The organism is Gordonia sp. PP30 (genome assembly GCF_023100845.1).
Lineage (GTDB): Bacteria > Actinomycetota > Actinomycetes > Mycobacteriales > Mycobacteriaceae > Gordonia.
On sequence record NZ_CP095864.1, the window covers coordinates 2,687,079 to 2,713,132 of the forward strand.

Below are 26,054 nucleotides of genomic sequence, written 5' to 3' on the forward strand. Positions count from 1 at the left end.
GTTACCCCGAGATCTGGATTCCGGCGGTGGTGCCCCAGAACACCAGCGTCAGAATCAGGTTGGCGAAGACGATCGTGATGATCGACAGACGGATCGCGTGGCCGGCCGCCACGCCCACTCCCTCCGGGCCGCCGGAGGCGAAGTACCCGTAGTAGCACTGGATGAAGGTCGTGAGCAGCACGAAGACCACGACCTTGAGGAAGGAGAAGAGCACGTCCGTGGACAGCATGAACTGCTGGAAGTAGTGGACGTAGGTGCCGGCACCCTGACCGCTCTGCACCTGGAAGATCAGCTGGGAGGCGATGTAGTTGGCCGCGAGCGCCACCGCGTACAGCGGGACGATGGACAGCACGGCGGCGGTCATCCGGGTGGTGACCAGATACGGCAGCGGGCGGATGGCGATGGCCTCGAGCGCGTCGATCTCCTCGCTGATCCGCATGGAACCGAGCTGCGCGGTGAAGCGGCAGCCGGACTGGGCGGCGAAGGCGGTGGCCGCCAGCAGCGGGGCGATCTCGCGGGTGGTCGCGAACGCCGACAGCGCGCCGGTCAGCGGTTCCATGCCGAGCAGGTTCAGGGCGGTGTAGCCCTCGATGCCGACCGTGGCGCCGCCCATCACACCGAGGATCACCATGACGCCGACGGTGCCGCCGCCGACCACGATGGCGCCGTTGCCCCAGGCGACGTCGGACAGCAGCCGCCAGACCTCCTTCTGGTAGTGCCGGAAGGTGATCGGCGCGAGGCCGATGGACTTGATCAGGAAGGTGATCAGGTGGCCCATCGAGACGATGCCGTCGCGCGGGATCTCCCAGAGCTTCTTCAGCCATTCGAAGGGCCGCAGGATCGGCGCGGTATAGCGGGATGCGGTCACGTCACACCACCTTCGCCGGAACGACGAGCGCGAACACCTGGGTCAGCACCACGTTGACGGTGAACAGCAGGATCACCGAATTGACGACGGCCGCGTTGACCGAGTTGGCCACACCGGACGGGCCACCGCTGGTGGTGAGACCGCGGTCGCAGGCGACGATCGCCACGATCGCGCCGAAGATCACGGCTTTGACCAGCGCGAAGATCAGGTCGGGCGTGCCGGCGAACGACGCGAACGTGCCCGTGTAGCTGCCCGGTGTCCCGCCCTGGAAGTAGACGTTGAACAGGTAGCCGGTGATGAAGCCGACGAAGCAGACGAAGCCGCAGAGCAGGAAGCTGACCACCATGGTCGCCAGCAGGCGCGGCGAGATGAGGCGTTCGACCGGGTTGACGCCCATCACCTTCATGGCGTCGATCTCGTCGCGGATGGTGCGCGAGCCGAGGTCGGCCGCGATGGCCGAGCCGATGGCGCCGGCCATGATGAGCGCGGTGACCAGCGGGGCGCCCTGCCGGATCACGCCGAGGCCGGTCGCGGCGCCGGCGAACGACGTCGCACCGATCTGGCCGGCGATGTTGGACACCTGGATCGAGACGATCACACCGATCGGGATGGCGACCAGCAGCGTCGGGAACACCGACGTCGAGGCCATGAACCCGCACTGGCGGACGAACTCGGCGAACGGGAAGCGGCCCTTCGCGAGGTCGGTGATGAGGACCTTGAAGACCTCGACGAACATCGCGAGCTGGCGGCCGAAGGTCTCGAACGACTTGGTGATGTGCTCGCGCCACCACTTGCCGAAGCCGGTGTCCGAGAACCGGCGGCGACTCCGGGCGAGCGGTACGCCCGCATCGGCTGCGTCTGTGCTCACTCCCCTGCCTTCACGATCGTCGCTGCGGCCTCACACCCCCGTTAGCGGATGACCTGACCCGTGAGTAGGGATACTACAGCCTGAGAAAATCATTTGTGTCAGGGGTCACGATGTTTGCCGAGTGTGTCCTAAGCGACCCTCGGTCCGCTCCGCTAAACTACGCCGGACGTGCGATAAGCCTGGTTACGCCGCCGGCCGGGCGATGTCGCACGAGCGATCCCGCGTGTCGCCGACGGCCCCTTTCGGCATCCGCGGCGCTCGTCGCGAACGATTCAGCCGGGCACATCCGAGGCACTCGCCGATGACGCGGATGTGCCCCGGCGCCGCCGATGCGGGGCCGGGCGTCGCGGCTCACCGCGCCGATCAGGTGAGGTAGTCGTAGGCGGGGGTGCCCGGTTCCAGCAGCTCGACGTCGAGGCGGGAGTGCGCCATCCGGTCCATCAGCGCGCCGAACGACTCCCGGCTGCCGAGTTCCACGCCGACCAGCGCGGCGCCGGTCTCCCGGTTGTTGCGCTTGACGTATTCGAAGAGGGTGATGTCGTCGTCGGGGCCGAGGACGTCGTCGAGGAAGCGGCGCAACGCACCCGGCTCCTGCGGGAAGTTGACCAGGAAGTAGTGCTTCAGTCCACGGTGCACCAGTGAGCGCTCGATGATCTCGCCGTAGCGCGACACGTCGTTGTTGCCACCGGAGACCAGCACGACCACCGACGCACCGGCCGGCAGGTCCAGTTCGGCGAGCGCGGTGGCGGTCAGCGCACCGGCGGGTTCGGCGATGATGCCCTCGTTCTGGTACAGCTCCAGCATCGTCGAGCAGATCGCGCCCTCGTCGACATGGGTCACGGTGACACTGCCCGGCGCGAGGTCGATCTGATCGCGGGAGATCACCGGAACCTGGGGGTCGTCGGTGATGGTGGCGAAGACCGGGTGGTCGACGACGCGGGCGCCGGCCTGTGCCATCACCCGGTGTCCGAGGCCGCCGATCCGCTTGACCGCGGCACCGTCGACGAACGGGTCGATGTCGTCGAGCGTGTACGGCTCCCCCGCCACCAGCGCGGCGGCCAGCGAGACGGCCCCGGCGGGCTCGACGCCGACGATCGCGGTGTCCGGGCACGTCGCCCGCAGGTAGGTCACGATGCCGGCCAGGCAGCCACCGCCGCCGACCGGCAGGATCACCACGTCGGGGGCGGTACCGAGTTGCTCGACGATCTCCTTGCCGATGGTGCCCTGACCGGCCGCGGTCCGGGCGTCGTCGAAGGCGTGGATCCAGGTGGCGCCGGTGCGCAGCACGTCGGTCTGGGCGGCGGAGGCGGCGGCGTCGTACGTGTCGCCGACGGCGAGCAGTTCCACGAACTCTCGGCCGTGCCAGGAGATCCGGTCACGCTTCTGCTTCGGCGTCGTGGTCGGGACGTAGATGCGGCCCTTCACACCCATCGTGCGACACGCGTACGCGACGCCCTGGGCATGGTTTCCGGCGCTCGCGGCGACGACACCCGCAGACAGTTCCTCCGGCGTCAGCTGCGCCATCACGTTGTACGCGCCGCGAATCTTGTAGCTCCGGACGGTCTGCAGATCCTCCCGCTTGAGGCGCACCTGCGTGCCGGTGGCCTCGGAGAGGCGCGGGCAGGTTTCGAGGGGCGTGCGGGCGACGACGCCGTCGAGCCGGTCGGCGGCGGCTTCGATGCTGGCCCGGTTCAGGCCGGGTACGACCGCGTCGTCGGGGGTGGAGACGTCAGAAGTGGGTGCGGTGGTCACGACCACCATCGTCCCACCGCGCCGCCAGTGCGGCGCGCTCGCCCCACCAGACCAGCAGCAGCGCGGACGCGCTCGTCCACATCGCGGTGGCGCCGGACCCACCGGCGGCCAGAACGACCACCAGCACCAGACCCGCGACCGCGAGCGCGTGCAGCTTGTACAGCGGCCACGAGACGCCGAACACCTCTGCCGCGGGCACGGCGTGCCGAATCCGCGTTGCGGGCTGGGTGACAGTGTGGTTCAGCGTGGTCACAACTTCAGGATAGCACCAACCGGAGAGATATTGTTCGGGTGACCGAATTCATGGGTGCGGTACGCCCGCCGGCCGGATCGACGACGGTCACGCGAGGTGGTGGACCGCGTCGAGCACCTCCGCGGCGCCGGAGGTCACCGACAGCACACGGTCACGGAGTGCCGCTTCGGCGGCCGCGGCCACGTCGACGGTGAAGGTCACACTCTCCGCTCCGTAGTCGACCGCACCGACGTCACCGGCGGCGTAGAGGACCTTCTCGACCCGGCCGGCCATCTCGATCGGCACCCGGAGGCGGAGCGTCGCACGCTCGCGGGCCGCCCGGAGCGGAGCGGCGTCGAGCACGGCGCCGGCGGCACCGCCGTAGGCGCGGACCAGTCCCCCTGCACCCAGCTTGATGCCGCCGAACCAGCGGACGACGACGATCGCGGCCCCGGTCACCTCACGCGATTGCAGTGCGGCGAGGATCGGCGGGCCTGCGGTGCCGCCGGGCTCGCCGTCGTCGCTGCACCGGGCGATCTGTCCGGGGCCGCTGCCGATCACCGCACCCCAGCAGGCGTGGTTCGCCGACGGGTCGCGCTTGCGCGCGATCAGCGCGGCGAGTTCGGCTTCGGTGGAGACCGCCGCGAGAGTCGCGACGAACCGCGACTTGCGGATCGTCGTCTCCGTGACGATCTCGCCGGACGACCTGTCGAGAACCAGCACCGCTCGTCCGGTCCGTTCAGCTCAGGCAGCTCGGACCGAGGAGGGCCTTCAGGTCGCCCATCAGGGCCGAGGACGGGGCGACGCGCAGCGACTCGGTCAGCCGCAGCCGGGTCTCCTTCTTGTCGCTGATCAGCGTCACGTGGACGTCCGACGTCCCGGCGTGCCGCTGCAGCACCTGCTTGAGCGAGGCCACGGTCGACGGTGTGCAGGCCCGTGCCTGCAGGGTGAGGCTCAGCGGTTTGGTGGTGCCCGCCGCGGCCAGATCGGGGACGGCGAGGTCGTTGGCGCTGATCATCATCGAGTCGTCGCGCTTGTTGACGCGCGCCTTGACCAGCACGATGTTGTCGACCGTCAGGTCCATGCCGAAGGCCATATAGGCGCGCGGGAAGAAGTAGACCTCCACGCCACCGACCATGTCTTCCACGGTCACCGCGGCCCACGGCTCGCCCTTCTTGTTCACCCGCCGGGTGACCGAGGAGATGATGCCGCCGATGGTGATCTGCGCGCCGTCGGACACCTGGTCCTCCAGCAGCTGGGTGATCGAGGTGTCGGTCTGCGCGGCGAGAGCGTGCTCCACCCCGGCGAGCGGGTGCCCGGAGACGTACAGGCCGAGCATGTCGCGCTCGAGCGCCAGTTTGTGCTTGGACTCCCACTCCTCGTCGGGCACCTTGACGGCGAACACCTCGGACAGCGATTCGTCGCCGCCGCCCATGTCGCCGAACAGGTCGAACTGCCCCATCGCCTCGGCCTTCTTGGTGCCGAGCACCGAGTCGACGGCGTCGGCGTGCACCAGGAACAGACCCTTGCGCGGATGCTCGAGCGAGTCGAACGCGCCGGCCTTGACCAGCGATTCGGTGACCTTCTTGTTGCAGGCGGTGACGTCGATCTTCGACAGATAGTCCGAGAAGTTGGTGAACGCGCCCTTTTCTTCCCGGGAGGCGATGATCGAGCTGACCACGCCCGAGCCGACGTTGCGGATCGCCGCCAGCCCGAAGCGGATGTCCTCGCCGACGGCGGCGAAGTCGGCGCGCGACTCGTTGACGTCGGGCGGGAGCACCGTGATGCCCATCTTCCGGCAGTCGGCCAGGTAGATCGCCGACTTGTCCTTGTCGTCGCCGACCGAGGTCAGCAGGCCCGCCATGTATTCGGCCGGGTAGTTGGCCTTCAGATACGCGGTCCAGAACGACACGAGGCCGTAGCCGGCGGCGTGCGACTTGTTGAACGCGTACCCGGCGAACGGGAGAACGGTGTCCCACAGCGCGGTGATGGCGCCCTGGGAGAAGCCGTTCTTCTTCATGCCCTCGGCGAATCCGCCGTAGGCCTCGTCGAGGATCGCCTTCTTCTTCTTACCCATGGCACGACGAAGCAGGTCGGCTTCACCGAGCGAGTAGCCGGCCACCGTCCGGGCGATCGCCATGATCTGCTCCTGATACACGATCAGGCCGTAGGTCTCGGCGAGGATGTCGCGCAGCGGCTCCTCCAGCTCCGGGTGGATCGGCTTGATCTCCTCCAGGCCGTTCTTGCGCCGGGCGTACGAATGGTGGGCCCCGACGTCCATCGGGCCGGGCCGGTACAGGGCGAGCACGGCGACGATGTCCTCGAAGCCGGTCGGCTGCATCATCTTCAGCAGTTCGCGCATGCCCGCGCCGTCGAGCTGGAACACGCCGAGCGTGTCGCCGCGCGCCAGCAGCTCGTAGGTCGCGGTGTCCTCCAGCGGCAGCTTGTCCATGTTGAGGTCGATGCCGCGGTTGGCCTTGATGTTGTCCAGCGCGTCACCGATGACGGTGAGGTTGCGCAGACCCAGGAAGTCCATCTTCAGCAGGCCGATGGCCTCACACGACGGGTAGTCCCAGCCGGTGATGATCGCGCCGTCCTGCGCGCGCTTCCACACCGGGATCGCGTCGGTCAGCGGGTCGCACGACATGATCACCGCGCAGGCGTGCACGCCGGCGTTGCGGATCAGGCCTTCCAGACCGAGCGCGGTGTCGTAGATCTTCTTGACGTCCGGATCGGTTTCGATCAGGGTCCGGACCTCGGCCGCCTCGGCGTAGCGCTCATTGGACGGATCGGTGATGCCGGCGACCGTGATGTCCTTGGCGGCGACCGGCGGCGGCAGTGCCTTGGCGATCCGGTCGGCGATCGCGAAGCCGGGCTGCCCGAACTGCACGCGCGCCGAGTCCTTCAGCGCGGCCTTGGTCTTAATGGTGCCGAAGGTGATCACCTGGGCCACCTTGTCGTTGCCCCACTTCTGGCTGGCGTAGGTGATCATCTCGCCGCGGCGACGATCGTCGAAGTCGATGTCGATGTCGGGCATGGACACGCGCTCGGGGTTGAGGAAGCGCTCGAACAGCAGGCCGTGCGGAATCGGGTCGATGTTGGTGATGCCGAGTGCCCAGGCGACCAGCGAACCGGCGGCCGAGCCGCGGCCCGGGCCGACGCGGATCCCGACTTCCAGGGCGTGCGCGATGAGGTCGCCGACCACCAGGAAGTACGCCGGGAAGCCCATCTGATTGATCACGCCCAGTTCGTAGGCGGCGCGCGTCACGTACTCCTCGGGCACCGGGCCGCCCTCGAACCGGCGATCCAGGCCCTTGTCGACCTCCCGCTCCAGCCAGGTCTCCTGGGTGTAGCCGTCGGGCACCGGGAAGATCGGCATCCGGTCGCGGTGGGTGAACACCTCCTGGTACGACGAGACGCGCTCCCCGATCTCCAGGGTGTTGTCGCAGGCCCCGGGCACCACGTCGTCCCAGAGCGCGCGCATCTCCTCGGCGGACTTGAGGTAGTAGCCGTCGCCGTCGAACTTGAACCGCGTCGGGTCGGAGAGCGTCTTACCGGTCTGCACGCACAGCAGCGCCTCGTGCGCCGACGCGTGGTCGCGCGTCACGTAGTGACAGTCGTTGGTGACGATCGGCTTGATGCCGAGCTTGCGGCCGATGTCGAGCAGTCCGCCCCGCACCCGGCTCTCGATCTCCAGCCCGTGCTCCATCAGCTCCAGGTAGAAGTTCTCCTTGCCGAAGATCTCCTGCCACTTGCCCGCCGCTTCGAGCGCCTCGGCGTCGTGCCCCAGCCGCAGACGCGTCTGCACCTCGCCGGAGGGGCAGCCGGTGGTGGCGATGATGCCCGACGCGTGCTCGGCGATGATCTCGGCATCCATCCGCGACCACTTGCCGAGCTGGCCCTCGATCGAGGCCAGCGACGACAGCCGGAACAGATTCCGCAGACCGGTCGCGTTCTCGGCGACCATCGTCATGTGCGTGTACGCACCCGAGCCGGAGACGTCGTCGCTCTTCTGATCCCGGGTGCCCCACAGCACGCGCTTGGTGTTGAACCGCGAATCGGGCGCGATGTACGCCTCGATCCCGATGATCGGCTTGATGTCGTGCTTGATCGCGGCGTTGTAGAACTCGCTCGCACCGAACATGTTGCCGTGGTCGGTCATCCCGATCGCGTTCATTCCGAGGCGCTGCGCCTCCGCGAACAGCGGAGACACCTTCGCCGCACCGTCGAGCATCGAGTACTCGGTGTGATTGTGCAGGTGAACGAACGAACCGGCCACGCGGCAACGCCTCCTATCGGAACTGGACCACCCCACTGTAGGCGGCCCCTCCGACAAGCCTGGATCGGCTCGCCCGGGTGTGACGAATGAGGCCCCGGGGATCCCGGCGGAGCCTGTTCAGCCGTCGCCGGGCTCCGGCGCCGAGCGCCTCGTCGGCGCCAGTGCCCGGCTCCAGATCTCCCTGATCGCGACTCCGGCGAGGACGAGCGCGAACAGCAGTTCCGGGCTCAGCAGCACGTCCCCGATACCGCCGCACGACGCCATCGACACCAGCGCCCCGCCCACGGCCGGAGCGGCGACGGTGACGATCCCGCTTCCCCACCGTCCGCCCACGCCGCCTCGGCGACCGCGGCCACCAGCACGACCGCCCCGGCGACCAGGGCGAGGCCGCCGAAGAAGGCGGTGGACGAAGAGCCGGCACCGCTGGGCGTGAAGTCTTCCAGCGGTGTGTAGGCCGTCCATCCGATGTCCGTCGTCAGGTAGTCGGCGTAGCGGCGCGGCATGGTCGAGCCGTACCGGTCGGCGATACACAGCCCGAATACCGCGGCGATCACATATACCCACCACGCGATATGCCCGGTGATGCGGGAGGCTCGCCGAGCACGGTCACGCGTCACGCAAGACGTCCAGCGCGTGTGTCAGATCGTCCGGGTAGGGCGCGGTGAATTCGACGCGGCGGCCGTCGGCGGGGTGCGCGAAGGCCAGTGAACGGGCGTGCAGCCACTGCCGGTCCAGGCCCAGCCGGGCCGCCAGCTTCGGGTCGGCGCCGTACGTCGGGTCGCCGACGCACGGGTGGTGCAGCGCCGAGAAGTGCACGCGGATCTGATGGGTGCGCCCGGTCTCCAGATCGATGTCGAGAAGGCTGGCGGCGGCGAACATCTCCACCGTCTCGTAGTGCGTCACCGATTCCTTGCCGTTCGACGTCACCGCGAACCGCCAGTCGGAGCCGGGATGGCGGCCGATCGGCGCGTCGATGGTGCCCACCGGCGGATCCAGGTGTCCCTGCACCACCGCGTGGTAGACCTTGTCGACCTCGCGCTGCTTGAACGCCCGCTTGAGCATCGTGTACGCGTGCTCGGACGCCGCGACGACCATCGCACCGGACGTGCCGACGTCGAGCCGGGACACGATGCCCTGCCGTTCGGCGGCCCCGGAGGTGGAGATCCGGAATCCGGCGGCGGCCAGCGCGCCCACGACCGTCGGCCCGGTCCAGCCCTGCGACGGATGCGCGGCCACCCCGGGCGGCTTGTCGACGACGATGATGTCCGAGTCGTGATAGAGCACGTCGAGGTCTTCCACCGGGGTCGGCTCGACACGCAGCGGTCGTTCCGGCTCGGGCAGCGTGACCTCGAGCCACGTCCCGGCGCGCAGCTTGTGGGATTTGGGGACGGTCGCACCGTCGACGGCGACGTCGCCCGCGTCGGCCAGCGCGGCGGCGACGGTCCGGGACAGCCCGAGCAGCCGGGCGACGCCGGCGTCGACCCGCAGCCCGTCCAGTCCGTCGGGCACCGGCATCGCTCGTGACTCACGCATCGCGGTCCCCCTCGTCATTCGCGCGCTCGTCGGTCAGGTCCTCGTCGGCCGGCGGGTCGTTGCGGGCCGCCCAGCCCGACCGCGAGCCGTCGTAGTCGTAGCCGAGCACGGTGAGCGCCACCAGCAGCACTGCGCCGCACACCACCGCCGAATCGGCGACGTTGAACACCGGCCAGCGGCCCCAGGAGAAGCCGAACGACAGGAAGTCGACGACGTGCCCGCGCAGCGGACCGGGCTCCCGGAAGAACCGGTCGGTGAGATTCCCGAGTGCGCCGCCGAGGATCAGCCCGAGGCCGATCGCCCAGCCGGCCGAGCCCAGCCGCCTGCTGAACCGGATGATCGTGATCACGACCGCCAGCGCGATGATGGTGAGGATCCAGGTGTACCCGGTCGCCATCGAGAACGCGGCGCCGCTGTTCCGGAGCAGCGTCAGCCGGAAGAAGTCGCCGATCACCCGCGTCGGCTCGTCCGGGTCCAGATGACGGACGGCGAGCGTCTTGGTGCCGAGATCGGCCAGGTACACCAGGACGGCGACCGCGGCCAGGGCGATCAGCAGGGTGCGCGACCGGCCGGTGTCCGGCGGCGAATCGTCCTGGGTGCCGGGTGCACCGAGCGGTGCGGCGTCGTTCATGCCTTCGATTCTCCACATGTCCTAGGGTGGGACGCGTGTCGGCCCCACGTCTCTCCCCGTTCCGGATCGGTCTGCTGCCCGTCGCGTGTGCGACCGCACTGGTACTGACCGGCTGCGGCGACGATGCGAAGCCCGCCGCCGACGCCGACCGCCCGTGCACCGCGGAGACGTCGGTGGCCGGCGCGTCGACCATCGACCTCTCGCCGGCCACCGTCGCGGTGACCAGCCCCGGAACCGGCGCCCTCCGGGTCCCGGCGCCCGTGCCGCGGACCGACGCCGCGCAGAAGGTCACGCTGAGCACCGAGTCGAAGGAGACCAGCGTGGTCAGCGGCCAGAATCAGCCGCCGACGTCGACCGTGGAATCGGTGACGCTGCCGCTGACCACCCGCGCCGGGTGCACCGATCCGAAGTTCGCCGACTTCACCTTCGGCACCCCGACCACGCCCGATACGGCGCTGAAGCCCGACCTCGCCGCGTTCGACGGCGCCGAGGGCGGGGTGCGCTACGCCGACGGTCTGGTGACCACCGAACTGCAGATCGCGCCACCGAAAGATGCGCAGGCTCCGGCCAGTCGTGCCATCGAGCAGTCGCTGACCAGCGCCTTCACGTATTCGGTGCCGCTTCCCACCACACCGATCGGGACCGGTGCCACGTGGCGGGTCACCCGGACCGTCACCGCGGCGACCACCGTCACGCAGACCATGGACGTCACGATGACGTCGTGGACGGGCGACCGGCTCACCCTCGACGTGCACGTCTCGGAAGAGCCCGACCAGCCGATCTTCCGGATCCCGGGATCGGACAAGACACTCGATCTGAGCAGGTTCCTCAACGCGGGGTCGGGCACCGTCGTCGTCGATCTGACCCGGCCGCTGCCGGTGTCCGCCGAGGTGGCCCTGTCCGGGGCCCGCGAGCTGGTCGGCGACGACCCCGCCAAGCCCATCGTGCAGCAGACCTCGTTCACGCTGCGCTGGACGTCGCCGTCCTAAGTCGAACGCCGCCCGCGCGGTGCGCGAGCGGCGTTCGGTACAGCGTGCCGGTCAGCCGGCCGACTTGGTGGTGGTCTTCGCCGGCTTCTTGTGCGGAGACGACGCGCTCGGCGCGATCGAGTTCTCCGGGCACAGCGGCGTGGCGACCTCACCCATCTTCAGCAGCGGGCAGACGGTGGTCTTCGACAGCTTCCAGCGGCCGTTGTCGAAGACGATCGCGGCGTCCAGCGGCTGCGGCGGGTTGTCCGGGAGCTTCACCTCGACCTTGACGCTGTAGCGCTTCGGGCCGTCCTTGGTGATCGGGTTCTTGATCTTGTAGGTGACGCCCGGGTTCTCCTTCTTCGCCTTCACCAGCTGGTTGAAGAGGCTCGGGTCGACCTCGGAGCCCTCGACCAGGTCGGTCTTGTCCTTGGCCGGAATGCTCGGATCCAGCGCCTTGTCGAGCATGTCGTTCAGCGCGGCGACCGTCGGCTTCTTGTTCGGATCGGTCAGCTGGGCGTCGAGGCTGTTGTCGGCGCTCGTCGCCGCGGCGGACGTCGTGGTGGTGGCCGGCGGCACCGGCGGCTGGTCCGACTTGTCGTCCGAGCCACAGGCCGCGGTGAGGGTCACCGCGCCGGCGACGACACCGACCAGCAGGAACTTACGGAACTTCACCGAATCAAACCTCCATTGAGAATCCGCTCGGCCGTTCGGGATCCGAGCTTTCCCCACTATGCCAAAGAAAGCTGAGGCCGCCCACAGGTTCCCACAAGCAACAGTCATCACATGTGCCACATCGCGAGGGCGGCGACCAGCGCACACGCCCGCCGCCGAAGTGCAAGAATCGGGACATGAGCCCACGCCAGGTTGTGATGATCACCACCGGCGGCACCGCCGCCTCCCGCACCACCGACGACGGCGCCGTTCCCGTTCTGCACGCCGCAGACCTGATCCCGGCCGGGCTCGACGACGTCGTCGTGCGGCCGGTCGACCTGATGGCCGTGGACTCGTCGGCCATGTCCGTGCGCCAGCAGTTCGCGGTCTGCGCGGCGATCGCCGAGGCGTTGCGGGACGACGAGGTGACCGGCGTCGTGGTGACACACGGCACCGACACCCTGGAGGAGACCGCGTTCCTGGCCGATCTGTTCGCGCACGACCCGCGGCCGGTCGTCTTCACCGGCGCGCAGTACCCCACCGATCACCCGATGTCCGACGGCCCGGCGAACATCGCGGCCGCCATCGCGCTCGCCGCCGCCTCCGAGACCAGCGGGCGCGGTGTGCTAGTCGCGCTCGGCGGCCAGGCCCTCGGCGCCCGCGGGACGTTCAAGGTGTCGACGACCTCGGTCGACGCCTTCGATACGGTGCACCCTCAGCTGCCGCGGCCCCTGCTCGACGCCCCGGTCCCCGGCGGCGTGCCCGCGCGCGTGGATCTGCTCGCGCTCTACCCGGGTGTCTCCCCGGGACTGATCGCCGCGGCCGTCGCACAGCGCGCCGCCGGCATCGTGCTGTCGGCGACCGGATCGGGGAACACGCACCCGGACATCACCGCCGAAATGGCCCTCGCCCAGCAGCGGAACGTCCCGGTCGTCGTCTCCACTCGCGTGCCCTACGGCAAGGTGGAGGCGACCTACGGCGGCGGTGGCGGCGGCGTCGACCTGGCCCGCGCCGGCGCCGTCATCTCCCCGTGGCTCCGTGCGCCGCAGGCCCGCATGGCGATGATCGCCCTCCTGACGACCGGCGCCGCGCGCTCGGAGATCGCCGACTTCTTCCGCGCCTCCGAGCCCGACTGAGCGCCTGGCCGGAAACCACCCCACCCCGCCCGTCGAGCACCCCGAACCACCCCGCCCCTGCCCGTCGAGCACCTCCGAGCCACCCCACCTTGCCCGTTGAGCACCTCCGAGCCCCCAGGGCGAGGAGGTTGTCGAAACGACCCCCACGGCCGCGAGCCGTCACTCCGAGACGACATCCTCCCAGGCCAGGCTCGCGAGCGGGTCGGCCCGGGCCAGCCGGTCCTCGGGCAGCCGGAACGTGTGCGCGCGGCCGGGACCGGTCGCCCGCGTCTCGAAGCGCACGGTCACGAAGCCGTGTCCGCCGCCCTGGACCCAGCCGTGCCCGAAGTCCGGATGCGTCACGTCGGTGCCCGTCGGCCACTCCTGGAACGACGCCGAATGACGTGGCGGCACCACCGTCTCCGGTGCGGTCTCGGCGTCGTCGCCCGGCGCCCCGCCCTCCGATTCGGCATCGCCGAACTCCCCGAGGTCCGGGAACAGGCTGTACTGCTCGGTGTCGGTGAGGCCGGAGTAGCCGACCCCGACCAGCCGGATCGGCCCGACCTCGAGCGGGTCGAGCACGATCCGCTGTGCGGCGGCGGTCAGCACGTCGAGGTCGGTGCTGGCCGACGGCATGGTGATCGACCGGGTGAGGATCGACATGTCGGCGCGGCGCAGCTTCACCACCACCGTGCGCGCGCCGCGCCCGTCGGCGGTCAGCCGCCGGTAGGCATCGGCGGCGGCCGACGAGACCGCCGCCCGCAGGCGTACCAGATCGATGATGTCGACGGCGAAGGTCGACTCGGCGCTGATCTGTTTGGCCTCGGCGCGTTCGGCGACCGGCCGGTCGTCGATGCCTTGGGCGAGCCGGTGCAGGGCCAGCCCCACCGTCGCGCCGAGCACGGACACCACCTCGGTGGGCGCCATCGCGGCGAAGTCGCCGATGGTCTCGACACCGAGCCGGGCGAGCCGGTCACCGGAGACCGGACCGATCCCCCACAGCTTCCGCACCGGAAGCTCCTGCAGAAAGGCCAGTTCACCGCTCGGCGCGATCACCGCGACGCCGTCGGGCTTGGCCTGACCGGAGGCGATCTTGGCGATCTGTTTGCCCGAGCCGAAGCCGACCGAGGCCGGCAGTCCGGCCTCCGCCCGGATGGCCGCCCGCAGTCGTTCGGCGAACTCCCGGGCCTGCGCCGCGGTGGCGCCGGCCAGTTCGGCGGGCTCGCCGAAGGCCTCGTCGAACGAGAGCGTCTCGATCACCGGGACATACCGGCGGATGATCCCGAAGACGCGGCCGCTGACCTCGCGATACACGCCGCCGCGCGGCGGCACGACCACCGCGGACGGGCCGACCATCCGCCGTGCCTGGTGCATCGGCATCGCCGAGCGGGCCCCGAAGGCCCGCGCCTCGTACGACGCGCCGGCCACCACCCCGCGCCCGCCGGCCCCGCCGACCAGCACCGGCCGCCCGGCCAGCGTCGGCCGAGTGAGCTGCTCGACGGACGCGAAGAAGGCGTCCATATCGAGGTGCATCACCCAGCGCGCACTCGTCTCGGCCGCGCGGAACTCCACCGCCCGATGGTATCGGCGGACCCGGACACGACTCAGGCCGCGCGCACCTGGAAGACCGGCACCAGGTCGAGATGACGGCGCAGGGTGTCCGCGTCGGCGTCCGGGGTCAGCCCGTCGGGCAGCAGCCGCCCGACCTCCCAGCCCCACCGGGCGAGGTACCGCTGCAGCACGACGACGTGCCGGTCGGCGTCGCCGCACTCGTCCAGCACGACGTCGGTGACGCGCCGGCCGCGCCGCAGCTGCGCCTCCGGGTGGACGCGCACGTTACGCACCCAGTCGGTGACGCCGCGCGGCGCGACCAGGTAGCGCACCCCGTCGACGGTCACCGGATTCACCGGAACCCGGTGCGGCACACCGGATTTCCGTCCGGTGACGGTCAAGGTCTGCGCACCGGCGAGATTTACACCGCGGTCGGTGAGCCAGCGGACGGCACCGTTGAAGACGCGGTCCGCCCGGGTGACGGGCGCGTGGCTGGTCTGCTCGGTCATCGGATTCTCCATTCTGTGAGCACTGCTCTCGTTTTCGAGTGTGCGCCGGACACCCGGATAAATCAAGAGCACCGCTCTCGAATGTGCGAGAATCACGTCATGACCACTCCGCGCGCACGGCGCAGGCAGGAGATCGAGACCGACGTCCTGCGCCTCGGCCGGGCCCAGCTGGCACAGGTCGGCGCCGCCGCCCTGTCGGTCCGGGCGATCGCCCGCGACCTCGGGCTCGCCTCGTCGGCCGTCTACCGGTACGTCGCCAGCCGCGACGAACTGCTCACCCGGCTCGTCGTCGCCGCGTACACCGAACTCGCCGACGCCGTGGAGGCCGCGGTCGCCGGGCACGACGGCCCGCCCGGCGAGCGTCTGCGCACCGCCCTGCGCGCCTATCGCGCCTGGGCCGTCGCCCACCCGGCCGACTTCTCCCTGCTCTACGGCAGCCCGGTCCCCGGCTACGACGCACCCGCCGAGCGGACCACGCCGCCCGGCATCCGGGTGATCGGCCTGCTCCTCGGATTGCTGTCCGAGGCCGCCGACTCCGCCCCGGCCGACGGCCCGGACCCCGATCTGCCCGCGCCGCTGCACGACGAACTGCGCGCCGTCGCCGACGAATTCGGCGCCGATCTCGACGATGCGGCGCTGATCGCCGGTCTCGCCCTGTGGACATGGCTGATCGGTGCCGTCGGCCAGGAGGTGACCGGCGGATTCGGCGACACCACCTTCGCCGACCCCGCCGCGATCTTCGACGCCCAGCTCGACCGGCAGGCGTCGGCGGCACTCAGAGCAGCGCGGCGACCCGCTCGGCCGTCTCCTTCGCCGAGCCCGGATTCTGCCCGGTGACGAGGTTGCCGTCGACCACCGCGTTCGAGACGAACGGCAGCAACGCCTTCTCGTAGCGCGCACCGCGCGCCTTCATCTCCGCCTCGACGTTGTACGGAACCAGCTTGTCGACCCGCGCGAGGACCTCCTCGCGCCACGAGAAGCCGGTGAGACGACGCCCGGCGACCAGGTACGAGCCGTCGGACAGAGTGACGTTGAGCAGGCCGCAGTAGCCGTGGCAGACCGACGAGACGATGGCGCCGCGCTCGAACATCTCCCGGGTGATGCGTTGCAGGTCCGCACTATGGCGGAAGTCGAACATCACGCCGTGTCCGCCGGTGTAGTAGATCGCGTCGAACTCCGCCGCGTCGATGGCACCGGGCTCGGCGGTGGTCTCCAGCAGCGCCATCCGTGCCGGATCGCCGTGCCACGCTTTGGCCGTCTTGTCGTAGTTGGGAAACTTCAGCGAGCGCGGCTCGAGCGGCGACGGCCCGCCGCTCGGGCTGACCAGCACCTGCTCACACCCGCGTTCGGCGAACACCTGCCAGGCGTGGGTCAGCTCGGACAGCCAGAGCCCCGTCGGATGCGACGGGTCGTCGTAGTGGCCGACGTTCGTGACGACGTGCAGAACTCGCGGGGCCATGGGATTCCTTCCGGAGGGTCGCCGAGACTTTCGGTGTAGACAGCGCTTACATTAGGCCGCGCCGGAGAGTCCCATCAACAGCCGACCCCGCCCACCTTGATAAATTCGCGACCATGGAACCGCGTTCGGCGTACCACCACGGCGACCTGCCCGCCGCACTAGTCCGGGCCGCTCTCGAACTCCTCGATGCCGACGGAGCCGAGGCCGACCTGTCGCTGCGCGCCGTCGCCCGGCGCGCCGGCGTCTCGGCCGGCGCCCCGTACCGGCACTTCGCCGACCGTAACGCACTGCTCTCCGCCGTCGCGGCCGTCGGCTATCGCGAACTCGCCGACAGCCTGGCCGCCGCGGCACCCGATGCGCGCACACCCGACGACCTGGCCGCGATCGCGGTGGCCTACGTCCGCTTCGCCCTCGATCGGCCCGGCCTGTTCCGGGTGATGTTCGGCGGACTTTGCGACACCGACAACGCCGATCGGGTCGCCGCCGTCACCGCGATCAACACCTATCTGACGAACATCATCGCCCGCACGGTGACGACGGACGACCCCGCGGTCGCCGCCACCGGCGCCTGGGCACTGGTCCACGGACTGGCATTCCTCTTCCTGGACGGCAAGCTCGATGCGTCGTCGCCCGACCAGGCCGCGGAGACCGTGCGCACCGTCGTGGTCACCACATTGCACCTCGATGCCTGAGAATCCACACCGGGAGTGACTCCCGACACTTCGATGTTGACGATGTTCACACCACGCTCGTAGCCTCATGTAAACATCGACCACATTGATGAGGAGCCCGCTCGTGACCACTTCCACCACCGTCGACGTCGATCTCGCCGGCCGAACCGTCCCGGTTCCCGCCGGCGGTCTGTACGACCGCTACCGCATGCGGGCACCGTTGAGCGCCGTCGCCGGCGATCCCCGCGTACCCGGGGTCGACTTCTTCGAACGGCTGCCGAAGACGCAGGTGCAGTCGCCCGTCGGCACCACCGCGACCCCGAATTTCTACTACGCGATGAGCTCGGCCCGACTCACGATGCTCGCCCCGTCGAAGGCCATCCGCGCCCGGATCCCGGCGGAGCTCACACCGCTCGATGTGGCGCCCGGCCTAGGCCTGGCGTCGCTGATGCTGTTCCGCTACGACGTCTGTGACATCGACTTCTACACCGAGGCCGCCGTCGGTGTCGCCGTGCGGCCGGCTCGCCACGGCGGACGGAGCACGGCCGCCGCCGAGCTGATCACCGCCCTCGGCGACGACCATCTGCACACGTACGTGCTGTCCCTCCCGGTCAACACGGCGATCGCGCAGGTTCGCGGCCACGACGGCTACGGCTTCCCGAAGTGGGTCACCGACCTCGACGTCGAGATCGATACCCGGCGCACCACCGCTCGCATCGCGAACGACGCCGGCGGCGTCGACCTGGCGTTCTCCGCGCCGACGCCCCGGCAGCGCACGTATCGCAGCGGCGAGCGGGTCGGGGCTCTCACCTCCTACACGCAGCGTGACGGTGCCTGGCTGGCGACGCTCAACCAGACCAATGTCCTCGCCACCGGCCGCGCACGACTGCCCGGCGGCTACGACCTCACCCTCGGCGAGGGGCGCATGTCCGAGGACCTGCGCGCGCTCGGCGCCCGACGGGCCCTGGCCCTCGAGGTGACCACCCGCGCGCAGGCGGCCCTGCACATGCCGGTCCCGGTATCGGTCCGCTGAACCCTTCCGGCCGGTCCGGCGCTACCCCGACGCCTCGGCGTCCGGGTTGGCCGCGCACCACTGCGCCACGCGAGGGTCGTCGCTCACCAGGCGCCCCATCTCCTCGCCGCCGTCACACGTCAGCAGCGCGACGGTCGTCGTACCGCCGCGGGAGGCCAGCACCCGGAACAGCGCACCGGACTCCACCCAGCGCCGTAGCCGGTCGAGGTCGTCGGACATGCCTCCAGAGTAGGACGGCTACCCTGATCCGATGACGTTCACTCGCTATGTGGCCCTGGGCGATTCGTTCACCGAAGGGGTCGGCGACGACGCCCCGCAGCTGCCGAACGGCGTCCGCGGCTGGGCCGATCGGGTCGCCGAAGCGCTCGATGATGCGTACGGCGGCGTCGAGTACGCGAACCTGGCGATCCGCGGTCTGAAACTGCGGCCAATCGTGGTCCGGCAGGTGCCGTCCGCCCTCGCGATGAAGCCGGACCTGGTGTCGATCCACGCCGGCGGCAACGACATCCTGCGTCCGCGGGTCGACCTCGACGACCTCGTCACCTACTACGACGACGCGGTCGCGCGCCTCACCGAGTCCGGCGCGACGGTGGTGCTCTTCACCCCGCACGACCCCGCCGAGGCGCCGCTCATCAGGCGCCTGCGCGGACGATTCGCGATCTTCGCCGAGGGCATCCGCGAGATCGCCGACCGGCGCGGCGCGGTGCTGGTCGACTACTGGCGGATCCGCGACTACGACGACCCGCGGATGTGGGCGTTCGACCGGCTGCACATGTCGCCCGCCGGGCATCAGCGGATGGCGATCGCCGTGCTCGACGCCCTCGACGTCCCGCACGACCTCGCGCCGCTCGAACTCCCGGACGTGCCGGCGCGGTCCCGCCGCGACGACCTGCGGTGGACCCGCGGCTTCCTGGCGCCCTGGCTGGGCCGCCGCCTGCGCGGCGTGTCGTCCGGTGACACCCTCGCCCCGCGTTACGGCGAGCCGACGGCGGTCGCGACGATCACCACGGGCTGACCGACCCCGGTCACCTCGGCGCCGTCACCCGAGGAAACCGGTCTCCTATCCGAACACTTGTTCTTGTCGGTGGTGAGCTGTAGCTTATCGGTACGGAGGTGATCCGGCCGGTGCCCGCACCGTCGCGGCCCACCTTCGTGAGGCCATACCGGAGCGATCCGGCGCGGTGTGTTGTTTGAGAATTCCATACTCCTGCGACACCCTCGGGTGGCCGCACCAGACGTCGCCCGAACGACAGGCCGGGCGTCGTCGGCCCGATCGGCGCCTCCCCCTGCTCCGATCGGGCCGCCCGGTGCGGCTACCCGTGGCCGTCGACCGCGTCGCGTGTCAGGCCGATTCGAGGCGGTGCCACGACCACCAGGCCAGCAGGATGGTCAGCACCGACCCCACCGACGCCAGCGTCTGTGCCGCCAGATAGAGGTTGAAATCAGCGACGTCGCCGGGTGTCTGGCCGGCCCCGGCCAGGCCGACGTAGACGCCGATCGCGCCGGCGCCGAACACGTACACCGCCGCGAGCACCACCAGCACGGTCCGGACGGGCGCGCGGCGATCGGTCGGGACCCGGCGCACCAGTCCCCGCCGCACCAGATAGAGCGCACCGAGCGAGGCCGCCAGCAGTGCGATCGCATCGGCGCCGAGGGTGTCCGACAGCCGATGCCACCGCGCGATCACCGTGTACGCGCCGACACCGACCGTCCACGTCGTCACGATCAGCATCGCGACGGTCCGCCACCGCCAGGAGACCACCAGCAGAGTCGCGCAGGCCACCGCCATCGCGACCGTGGTGTGACCGCTCGGGAAGCTGTTGTGCAGCCACTGCGGCGGGCCGTCGACCAGGTCGGGCCGACGCAGGACGTAGCGTTTGAGCACCTCCGTCGCCGCGGATGCCCCACCGACCACGGCCACCGCGACGACCGCCAGCCGGAATCCACCGCGCACCCATCCGATCACGGCGAGGATCACCACGGCGACCGCCAGGCTGCCGACCGTCAGCGTCGCCAGCGCGTTGTCGGCGGCGGTCACCTGATCGGCGTTGATCTGGTACGACCCGCGCAGGGCGGCGTTCTCCACCCGCTGCCCGGTGTAGGTGCGCACCGCCGCCCAGTACACGCCGATCAGCACAGTCAGCGCGCCGACGGCGAGCACCGCCCAGCGGGCTCTCCCCGCGGCCACTCAGGCCTTGCGGAGGTCGGCCGTGACGCCGTCACCCAGTTCGATCGCGCCCGCGGGCCCCTCGGCGACGCTGAATTCGGTCGCCAGGACCTCCCCGGAGATCAGGCCGGCGTGGGTCTGGGCGGTCGCCACCTTGTCGGCGGGCACCACCAGCCGCACGACGATCCGGTCGGAGATGTCGAGCCCGGCGCCCCGGCGCGCATCCTGCAGCTCGCGGATCCGGTCCTTGGCCCAGCCCTCGGCCTCCAGTTCCGGTGTCACCGCGGTGTCCAGCACCACGAGGCCGCCGCCGTCGGGCAGCTCGCCCGTCGACTCCGGGGCCACCGCGACGAGCTTGCGGGTGAACTCCTCGCCGCGCAGCTCGATGCCGTCGGCGATCACGACGGGCTCCCCGTCGGCGCCGGTGGACAGCTCGTAGTTCCCGGACTTGACCGCCTTGATCGCCCGCTGGACGTCCTTGCCGATGCGCGGTCCGGCGGCGCGGGCGTTGACCGCGACCTCCACCTTTCCGTAGGCGTCGACGTCGGTGGACAGTTCGACGTTCTTGACGTTCATCTCGTCGGCGATCAGACCCGCGAACGGCGCCAGCGCCTCCGCGTTCGGTGCGGCGACGGTCAGGCTCGGCAGCGGCAGCCGCACCCGCAGCTTGTTGGCCTTGCGGACACTCGAGGCCACCGAGCACACCGACTGGACGGCGTCCATCGCCGCCACCAGCTCGGGGTCGGCAGGCAGGTCGCCGGCAGCCGGCCAGTCGGTGAGATGCACCGAGCGCTCACCGGTCAGACCGCGCCACATCGCCTCGGTCGCCAGCGGCAGCAACGGCGCGGCGAGCCGGCCGGCCACCTCGAGCACCGTGTACAGGGTGTCGAAGGCGTCCGGGTCGGCGTCCTGACCGGCCCAGAAGCGGGCGCGGGACCGTCGCACGTACCAGTTGGTCAGCGACTCGCAGAAGGTCCGGAAGCTGTCGCACGCACCGGCGATGTCGTAGACGTCGAGGGCCGCGGTGATGTCGTCGCGGGTCACCGCCAGCTTGGCCAGGATGTACCGGTCCAGCACGTTCTCCGAGTCGGTCCGCCACGTGGCCGGACGCTCGGCGTACAGCTGCAGGAAGCTGTAGGCGTTCCACATCGGCAGCAGCGCCTGGCGCACGCCCTCGCGGATGCCGCGCTCGGTGACCACCAGGTTGCCGCCGCGCAGGATCGGGCTGGCCATCAGGAACCAGCGCATCGCATCGGAGCCGTCGCGGTCGAAGACCTCGTTCACGTCCGGGTAGTTGCGCTTGGACTTGCTCATCTTCTGCCCGTCGTCGCCGAGCACGATGCCGTGCGCCGCGACGGTCTTGAACGCCGGGCGGTCGAACAGTGCCGTCGCCAGGACGTGCAGGTTGTAGAACCAGCCGCGCGTCTGACCGTTGTATTCGACGATGAAGTCGCCCGGATTGTGCGCGATCTCGCCAGTCGAGGAGTCGCCGTCGAACCACGAGGTGTTCTCGAACGGGTAGTGCACCTGCGCGTACGGCATGGAGCCGGACTCGAACCAGCAGTCCAGCACCTCGGGTACGCGCCGCATCATCGAACGCCCGGTCGGATCGTCCGGGTTCGGGCGCACCAGATCGTCGATCTCCGGCCGGTGCAGGTTGGTGGGCCGCACACCGAAGTCGGCCGCCAGCTCGTCGAGGCCGCCGTAGACGTCGATCCGCGGGTACGCGGGGTCGTCGGACATCCACACCGGGATGGGTGCACCCCAGTAGCGGTTGCGGCTGATATTCCAGTCCTTGGCGCCCTCCAGCCACTTGCCGAACTGGCCGTCCTTGATGTGCGCGGGCGACCAGGTGATCTCCTGGTTCAGCTCCAGCATCCGGTCCTTGATCTTGGTCACGGCGACGAACCACGACGGCACCGCCATGTAGATCAGCGGCTGTCCCGATCGCCACGAATGCGGGTAGGAGTGCTCGATGGTCTCGTGCCGCAGGACACGGCCCTTCGCCTTGAGGTCCCGGATGATGTTCGGATTGGCGTCGAACACCATCTGACCCTGATAATCGGGCACCAGCTCGGTGAACTTGCCGCCCGGATCGAGCGGCTGCACCGTTGAGATGCCGTGCGCGGTCGCGACGTCCATGTCCTCCTCACCGAAGGCCGGGGCCAGGTGGACCACACCGGTGCCACTGTCGGTGGTCACGTAATCGGCGGTCAGGATCACGTGGGCGTTCGGGTGCCCGAGGAAGTAGTCGAACGGCGGGCGGTAGCTCAGTCCGGCCAGATCGCGGCCCAGGTGGGTGCCGACGGTCTCGGTCTCCCCCAGCTCCTTCGCGTACGCGCCGACCAGGGCGCTCGCCAGCAGGTACTCGGTCCCGTCGGCGGTGCGCACGTGCGCGTATTCGGTGTCCGGGTGCACGGCGATCGCCAGGTTCGACGGCAGCGTCCACGGGGTGGTGGTCCAGATCAGCGCGTTGACGCCGTCGAGAGACGAGCCGGGCGCCACCAGCGGCATGGTGACGGTCAGCGCCGGGTCCTGACGCATCCGGTAGGCGTCGTCGAGCTTCGCCTCCTGATTGCTCAGCGGGGTCTGCTCGTACCAGGAGTACGGCAGCACGCGGTAGCCCTGGTAGACCAGCCCCTTGTCGTACAGGCGCTTGAACGCCCACATGACCGACTCCATGAAGTCCAGATCGAGGGTCTTGTAGTCGTTGTCGAAGTCGACCCAGCGAGCCTGGCGCGTCACATAGGTGCGCCACTCGCCGGTGTAGCGCAGCACGGAATCACGGCAGTACTCATTGAACTTGTCGACGCCCATCACCTCGATCTCCGACTTGTCGGTGATCCCCAGCTGGCGCTCGGCCTCCAGCTCGGCCGGCAGACCGTGGGTGTCCCAGCCGAAACGGCGCTCGACCTTCTTGCCGCGCATCGTCTGGTAGCGCGGCACGATGTCCTTCACGTAGCCGGTGAGCAGGTGCCCGTAGTGCGGCAGGCCATTGGCGAACGGCGGGCCGTCGTAGAAGACGAATTCCGGTGCATCGGCGCGATTGGCGATCGAGGCGGCGAAGGTGTCGTCGTCTGCCCAGTAGTCCAGGACCCGCTCCTCGACGTCCGGGAACGACGGCGCACCGGGACCGGTGCCACCGGTCAAGTCGACGAGCGGATAGGCGCGTGCTGGGGGGTTCTCGGTCATCGGCGTGCTCCTCGTGCCTGCACGTCAGCCGCGGCTGACTCACTTCGGGCACGGGGACGCGTTCGTCGTTCTCGGCGGACGCGCGGTACCACCCCGCTTGCAGCGCTGCGGCGCTGCCACTCGGCGGAAGCCCCCGGAGGTGACTTCTCAGCGGCTGTCACGGGCCGCACCCGCCCGGTTCTACTGGGATCGCGGCCCGAGGGCGGCTATCCGTTCTTCCAGGAGCTCCCCGGTGATGGCCGGATCAACGCTGTCGCGTGGAGAGTCTACTCCTCGTCACCGGCGTAGCTGATCTTGGGCAGCGGACCGGTGTGGTCGTGCACGACGATGCCGTCGCCCGCCTGCTCGGCGACCGCATCGGCCCGACCGGTGTCCGCGGGCTCGGGATCGGCCGCCGCCGGCTCCGGACCGGTCGCCACGGGCATCTCGCCGGTGTCCGGGGCGTTCTCCGTGTCGGCGTGGCGGCGGCGCCGTCCCACGTAGGGAGACTGCGCGCGGATCGGACCGGTGTCCGGGCCGCTGTCGGCGTGCACCGGTGCCGGGGCCGGGGCGGGCTCGCTCGCCGCGTCTTGCGCGAACGGGCTCGCGGCCACCGGCCAGGAACCCGACGACGGCGGCGCCGACGGGATCGGGCCCGATTGAACCGGGAACGAGCCGGTCACCGACTTGATGTAGTCGTTCGCGTCGCCGGTCACCATTTCGTCGCCTCCGACGGGCTCGGGCTCCTCGGGCGCGGTGGCCCCGGGGACGACCAGTCCACCCAGGCCAGTGTCCGAGACATCGGCCGGACCGGTATCGGTCACGGTGTCCGCGGTCACGACCGTCGCGTACTCCTCGACCGCCGTGTCCGGCGCCCCGCCGGCGGGCGGCGTGGCCTCGGCGGCCGGCGATTCGTCGCCGAGGAGCGGCGCGGGACGGCTCTGCGACGCGTCGTCGCGGATCGTGAACAGCGGCTCGTCGGCGTCGGCGGCCGAGCGGCGGCCCGAACGGAGCGCATCGGCCAGCAGGATCAGCAGACCGATCGCGCAGACGACGATGCAGGCCACCGCGAGCCAGAAATTACTCGTGATCAAGGCCACCACGAGGAGGCCGAAGCCGACCAGCGTCGCGGCCAGTGCCAAGGTCAGCATCGACAGCCTCTTATCAACTCGTCCAACGACTCGCCCGGGGTGAGATCAGCCCTGCGGGTAGCCGGTCTCCTGACCGTAGCCCTGCTCCACCGGCGCCGCGCTGCCGCGCTGCTGCAGCTCCTCGAGCTGCGACTCCAGGTAGGTCTTCAGGCGGGTACGGTACTCGCGCTCGTAGGTCTTCAGCTGCTCGATGCGACCTTCCAGCACGGTGCGCTGCTGGTTGATGGTCGACATGATCTCCGAGTGCTTCTGCTCGGCGTCGCGCTGCAGGAAGTCGGCGCGCTCCTGCGCCTGACGGACCTGGGTCTCGGCGCGGGTCTGCGCATCGGCCAGCAGCGCCTCGGCGCGCTGGCGCGAGTCGGCCAGGGTGGCGTCGGCGGTGGCCTGCGCCTCGTTGACCATCGCGTCGCTGCGGTGGCGCGCGTCGGCGAGCAGGGCCTCGGCCTCGCTGCGGGCGCTGCCGGTGACGCGGTCGGCGGTGTCCTGGGCCAGCGCGAGCACGCGGGCGGCGCGGACGCTGGCGTCCTCGTCGAGCACCGGCTGCGGCGCGGGCGCCTGCTGCGGGGCCGGCTCGGGCGCGGCCTGGACCGGGACCGCGGCGGTCTCGGCCGGCGCGGCGGCGGCGAAGACCTGGGTGCGGTCGGCGCCTCCGGCGCGCGCGGCGTTCAGCTCGGACTCCAGATCGGCGTTGCGCTGACGCAACTCGGAGTTCTCGTCGAGCAGGCGTGCCAGCTCGGCCTCGACGAAGTCGAGGAACTGATCCACCTCGTCCTCGTTGTAGCCGCGCTTCCCGATCGGCGGTTTGCTGAACGCGACATTGTGCACATCAGCTGGTGTCAGCCGCATTTCGGTTTCCCCTTTGGTCGTCGAGTGAGTCCGTCGAGCACGCACCGCTGCGCGCTCGATCGCCGGCGACAGGCCGGTCGCAGTTCTATTAATACCAGTAGCACTGCGTAACTAGCGTGTCATCTTGTCACATCCGGACCAAGTTCTGTTGCTCGGCTGCGTCCTGTTCGCAACCAAAACTCCGCCCGGCCGTGTTCCACGACGGTCCCGTCGGCCGACCCGGTCGCCTTCACCGACATGCCCCTGACCAGCGATTACTCCGGGCGTGTCGCTGCGCGGGCCGCTACAGGACCGTCGCGTAGGTGCGCGAGATGCTCATCCCGATCGATACCACAATCAACACCAGAAACAACGACAAATCCAGTCGCACTGATCCCAAATCCACCGGCTTGAGGACGCGGCGGATGGCCTTCAGCGGTGGGTCGGTGAGGGTGAAGACGGTCTCGACCACCACCACGGTGAAGCCTCGCGGGCGCCACCGGCGCGCGATGGACTGGACGAACTCGACCACCAGCCGGGCGATCAGCAGCAGCCAGTAGAGGAAGAGGACCAGGTAGAGGATCCAGAGGAAAGTCACCACGATGTCTACAGTGCCA

The 26,054-nt window shown here is 69.9% G+C and carries 25 protein-coding genes; 6 read left to right on the top strand and 19 right to left on the bottom strand.

Features of this window, described 5'->3' with window-relative positions; all coding sequences use genetic code 11:
* Window position 1 precedes the first annotated feature (1 nt).
* The 9 genes from MYK68_RS12415 to lspA all read right to left on the bottom strand — a co-directional run bounded on the left by MYK68_RS12415 (window position 2) and on the right by lspA (window position 10,163).
* Complete coding sequence (locus MYK68_RS12415) at window positions 2–868, bottom strand: ABC transporter permease (RefSeq protein WP_247864000.1); 867 nt, start codon at window positions 866–868, stop codon at window positions 2–4.
* Between the two features lies 1 nt (window position 869).
* Entirely contained in the window at window positions 870–1,736 is an 867-nt protein-coding gene (locus tag MYK68_RS12420; protein ID WP_371308603.1) for an MlaE family ABC transporter permease, read from the bottom strand.
* Between the two features lie 363 nt (window positions 1,737–2,099).
* Complete coding sequence (ilvA, locus tag MYK68_RS12425; protein WP_247864001.1) at window positions 2,100–3,497, bottom strand: threonine ammonia-lyase IlvA; 1,398 nt, start codon at window positions 3,495–3,497, stop codon at window positions 2,100–2,102.
* Entirely contained in the window at window positions 3,466–3,741 is a 276-nt protein-coding gene (locus MYK68_RS12430) for a hypothetical protein (RefSeq protein WP_247864002.1), read from the bottom strand. The genes ilvA and MYK68_RS12430 overlap by 32 nt, the downstream gene beginning before the upstream one ends.
* Before the next feature lie 87 nt (window positions 3,742–3,828).
* Complete coding sequence (locus MYK68_RS12435) at window positions 3,829–4,443, bottom strand: IMPACT family protein (protein WP_247864003.1); 615 nt, start codon at window positions 4,441–4,443, stop codon at window positions 3,829–3,831.
* Between the two features lie 16 nt (window positions 4,444–4,459).
* Complete coding sequence (dnaE, locus tag MYK68_RS12440; RefSeq protein ID WP_247864004.1) at window positions 4,460–7,999, bottom strand: DNA polymerase III subunit alpha; 3,540 nt, start codon at window positions 7,997–7,999, stop codon at window positions 4,460–4,462.
* A 227-nt stretch (window positions 8,000–8,226) separates the two neighbouring features.
* Complete coding sequence (locus tag MYK68_RS12445) at window positions 8,227–8,616, bottom strand: hypothetical protein (protein ID WP_247864005.1); 390 nt, start codon at window positions 8,614–8,616, stop codon at window positions 8,227–8,229.
* The gene (locus MYK68_RS12450; protein ID WP_247864006.1) at window positions 8,606–9,532 is read right to left on the bottom strand and encodes an RluA family pseudouridine synthase; all 927 of its coding nucleotides are present in this window, start codon (window positions 9,530–9,532) and stop codon (window positions 8,606–8,608) included. Before MYK68_RS12450 ends, MYK68_RS12445 begins: the two co-directional genes overlap by 11 nt.
* Window positions 9,525–10,163 (bottom strand): signal peptidase II, encoded by a 639-nt coding sequence (gene lspA / locus MYK68_RS12455; protein WP_247864007.1) that lies wholly within the window; start codon window positions 10,161–10,163, stop codon window positions 9,525–9,527. The genes MYK68_RS12450 and lspA overlap by 8 nt, the downstream gene beginning before the upstream one ends.
* A 35-nt stretch (window positions 10,164–10,198) precedes the next feature.
* On the opposite strand from lspA, the gene MYK68_RS12460 reads away from it, so the two are divergent.
* The gene (locus tag MYK68_RS12460; RefSeq protein WP_247864008.1) at window positions 10,199–11,152 is read left to right on the top strand and encodes a hypothetical protein; all 954 of its coding nucleotides are present in this window, start codon (window positions 10,199–10,201) and stop codon (window positions 11,150–11,152) included.
* 51 nt (window positions 11,153–11,203) lie between these two features.
* Here MYK68_RS12460 and MYK68_RS12465 read toward each other — a convergent pair whose 3' ends face one another.
* Complete coding sequence (locus MYK68_RS12465) at window positions 11,204–11,806, bottom strand: WKL family lipoprotein (protein WP_247864009.1); 603 nt, start codon at window positions 11,804–11,806, stop codon at window positions 11,204–11,206.
* A gap of 176 nt (window positions 11,807–11,982) precedes the next feature.
* Between MYK68_RS12465 and MYK68_RS12470 the strand changes: the two genes are divergently transcribed.
* Complete coding sequence (locus MYK68_RS12470) at window positions 11,983–12,921, top strand: asparaginase (protein WP_247864010.1); 939 nt, start codon at window positions 11,983–11,985, stop codon at window positions 12,919–12,921.
* A 159-nt stretch (window positions 12,922–13,080) separates the two neighbouring features.
* Here the strand turns inward: MYK68_RS12470 and MYK68_RS12475 are convergent, their stop codons facing one another.
* Window positions 13,081–14,433: a DNA polymerase IV gene (locus MYK68_RS12475; RefSeq protein WP_247868044.1), complete on the bottom strand. Its 1,353-nt coding sequence runs from the start codon at window positions 14,431–14,433 to the stop codon at window positions 13,081–13,083.
* 71 nt (window positions 14,434–14,504) lie between these two features.
* A complete protein-coding gene (locus tag MYK68_RS12480) occupies window positions 14,505–14,960 on the bottom strand; it encodes a nitroreductase/quinone reductase family protein (protein ID WP_247864011.1) in 456 nt (151 codons plus the stop codon).
* 99 nt (window positions 14,961–15,059) lie between these two features.
* On the opposite strand from MYK68_RS12480, the gene MYK68_RS12485 reads away from it, so the two are divergent.
* Window positions 15,060–15,797, top strand: coding sequence for a TetR/AcrR family transcriptional regulator (locus tag MYK68_RS12485; RefSeq protein WP_247864012.1), 738 nt, complete (start codon window positions 15,060–15,062; stop codon window positions 15,795–15,797).
* On the opposite strand, the gene MYK68_RS12490 is transcribed toward MYK68_RS12485, so the two are convergent.
* Window positions 15,736–16,419 carry a type 1 glutamine amidotransferase domain-containing protein gene (locus MYK68_RS12490; protein WP_247864013.1) on the bottom strand — a complete coding sequence of 228 codons (684 nt, stop codon included), beginning with the start codon at window positions 16,417–16,419 and terminating at the stop codon, window positions 15,736–15,738. The genes MYK68_RS12485 and MYK68_RS12490 overlap by 62 nt on opposite strands.
* Window positions 16,420–16,532: 113 nt before the next feature.
* On the opposite strand from MYK68_RS12490, the gene MYK68_RS12495 reads away from it, so the two are divergent.
* Both MYK68_RS12495 and MYK68_RS12500 read left to right on the top strand, forming a co-directional pair.
* On the top strand, window positions 16,533–17,111 hold the full coding sequence (locus tag MYK68_RS12495; RefSeq protein ID WP_247864014.1) for a TetR/AcrR family transcriptional regulator: 579 nt from the start codon (window positions 16,533–16,535) through the stop codon (window positions 17,109–17,111).
* Window positions 17,112–17,199: 88 nt separating this feature from the next.
* Window positions 17,200–18,123: an acetoacetate decarboxylase family protein gene (locus tag MYK68_RS12500; RefSeq protein WP_247864015.1), complete on the top strand. Its 924-nt coding sequence runs from the start codon at window positions 17,200–17,202 to the stop codon at window positions 18,121–18,123.
* A gap of 21 nt (window positions 18,124–18,144) precedes the next feature.
* Here MYK68_RS12500 and MYK68_RS12505 read toward each other — a convergent pair whose 3' ends face one another.
* Window positions 18,145–18,342: a hypothetical protein gene (locus MYK68_RS12505; RefSeq protein ID WP_247864016.1), complete on the bottom strand. Its 198-nt coding sequence runs from the start codon at window positions 18,340–18,342 to the stop codon at window positions 18,145–18,147.
* A 31-nt stretch (window positions 18,343–18,373) separates the two neighbouring features.
* On the opposite strand from MYK68_RS12505, the gene MYK68_RS12510 reads away from it, so the two are divergent.
* Window positions 18,374–19,138, top strand: a complete 765-nt coding sequence (locus MYK68_RS12510) for an SGNH/GDSL hydrolase family protein (RefSeq protein WP_247864017.1) — start codon at window positions 18,374–18,376, stop codon at window positions 19,136–19,138.
* A 327-nt stretch (window positions 19,139–19,465) separates the two neighbouring features.
* Here MYK68_RS12510 and MYK68_RS12515 read toward each other — a convergent pair whose 3' ends face one another.
* From MYK68_RS12515 to MYK68_RS12535, 5 genes are all read right to left on the bottom strand, one after another.
* Window positions 19,466–20,311, bottom strand: a complete 846-nt coding sequence (locus MYK68_RS12515) for a phosphatase PAP2 family protein (protein WP_247864018.1) — start codon at window positions 20,309–20,311, stop codon at window positions 19,466–19,468.
* The gene (gene ileS, locus MYK68_RS12520; RefSeq protein ID WP_247864019.1) at window positions 20,312–23,482 is read right to left on the bottom strand and encodes an isoleucine--tRNA ligase; all 3,171 of its coding nucleotides are present in this window, start codon (window positions 23,480–23,482) and stop codon (window positions 20,312–20,314) included. It lies immediately after the preceding gene.
* 266 nt (window positions 23,483–23,748) lie between these two features.
* Window positions 23,749–24,612 (bottom strand): hypothetical protein, encoded by an 864-nt coding sequence (locus tag MYK68_RS12525; RefSeq protein WP_247864020.1) that lies wholly within the window; start codon window positions 24,610–24,612, stop codon window positions 23,749–23,751.
* A gap of 45 nt (window positions 24,613–24,657) precedes the next feature.
* Window positions 24,658–25,458, bottom strand: coding sequence for a DivIVA-like cell division protein Wag31 (gene wag31, locus MYK68_RS12530; protein ID WP_247864021.1), 801 nt, complete (start codon window positions 25,456–25,458; stop codon window positions 24,658–24,660).
* 283 nt (window positions 25,459–25,741) lie between these two features.
* Window positions 25,742–26,038: a YggT family protein gene (locus MYK68_RS12535; protein ID WP_247864022.1), complete on the bottom strand. Its 297-nt coding sequence runs from the start codon at window positions 26,036–26,038 to the stop codon at window positions 25,742–25,744.
* Window positions 26,039–26,054: the final 16 nt, after the last annotated feature.

Coding starts and splice junctions, on each gene's coding strand:
- MYK68_RS12475 (WP_247868044.1), bottom strand. CDS start 14,433: ATGCACCTCGATATGGACGCCTTCTTCGCGTCCGTCGAGCAGCTCACT.
- MYK68_RS12480 (WP_247864011.1), bottom strand. CDS start 14,960: ATGACCGAGCAGACCAGCCACGCGCCCGTCACCCGGGCGGACCGCGTC.
- lspA (WP_247864007.1), bottom strand. CDS start 10,163: ATGAACGACGCCGCACCGCTCGGTGCACCCGGCACCCAGGACGATTCG.
- MYK68_RS12495 (WP_247864014.1), top strand. CDS start 16,533: ATGGAACCGCGTTCGGCGTACCACCACGGCGACCTGCCCGCCGCACTA.
- MYK68_RS12490 (WP_247864013.1), bottom strand. CDS start 16,419: ATGGCCCCGCGAGTTCTGCACGTCGTCACGAACGTCGGCCACTACGAC.
- MYK68_RS12470 (WP_247864010.1), top strand. CDS start 11,983: ATGAGCCCACGCCAGGTTGTGATGATCACCACCGGCGGCACCGCCGCC.
- ilvA (WP_247864001.1), bottom strand. CDS start 3,497: ATGGTGGTCGTGACCACCGCACCCACTTCTGACGTCTCCACCCCCGAC.
- MYK68_RS12510 (WP_247864017.1), top strand. CDS start 18,374: ATGACGTTCACTCGCTATGTGGCCCTGGGCGATTCGTTCACCGAAGGG.
- ileS (WP_247864019.1), bottom strand. CDS start 23,482: ATGACCGAGAACCCCCCAGCACGCGCCTATCCGCTCGTCGACTTGACC.
- MYK68_RS12500 (WP_247864015.1), top strand. CDS start 17,200: ATGAGGAGCCCGCTCGTGACCACTTCCACCACCGTCGACGTCGATCTC.
- MYK68_RS12505 (WP_247864016.1), bottom strand. CDS start 18,342: ATGTCCGACGACCTCGACCGGCTACGGCGCTGGGTGGAGTCCGGTGCG.
- MYK68_RS12525 (WP_247864020.1), bottom strand. CDS start 24,612: ATGCTGACCTTGGCACTGGCCGCGACGCTGGTCGGCTTCGGCCTCCTC.
- wag31 (WP_247864021.1), bottom strand. CDS start 25,458: ATGCGGCTGACACCAGCTGATGTGCACAATGTCGCGTTCAGCAAACCG.
- MYK68_RS12450 (WP_247864006.1), bottom strand. CDS start 9,532: ATGCGTGAGTCACGAGCGATGCCGGTGCCCGACGGACTGGACGGGCTG.
- MYK68_RS12485 (WP_247864012.1), top strand. CDS start 15,060: ATGACCACTCCGCGCGCACGGCGCAGGCAGGAGATCGAGACCGACGTC.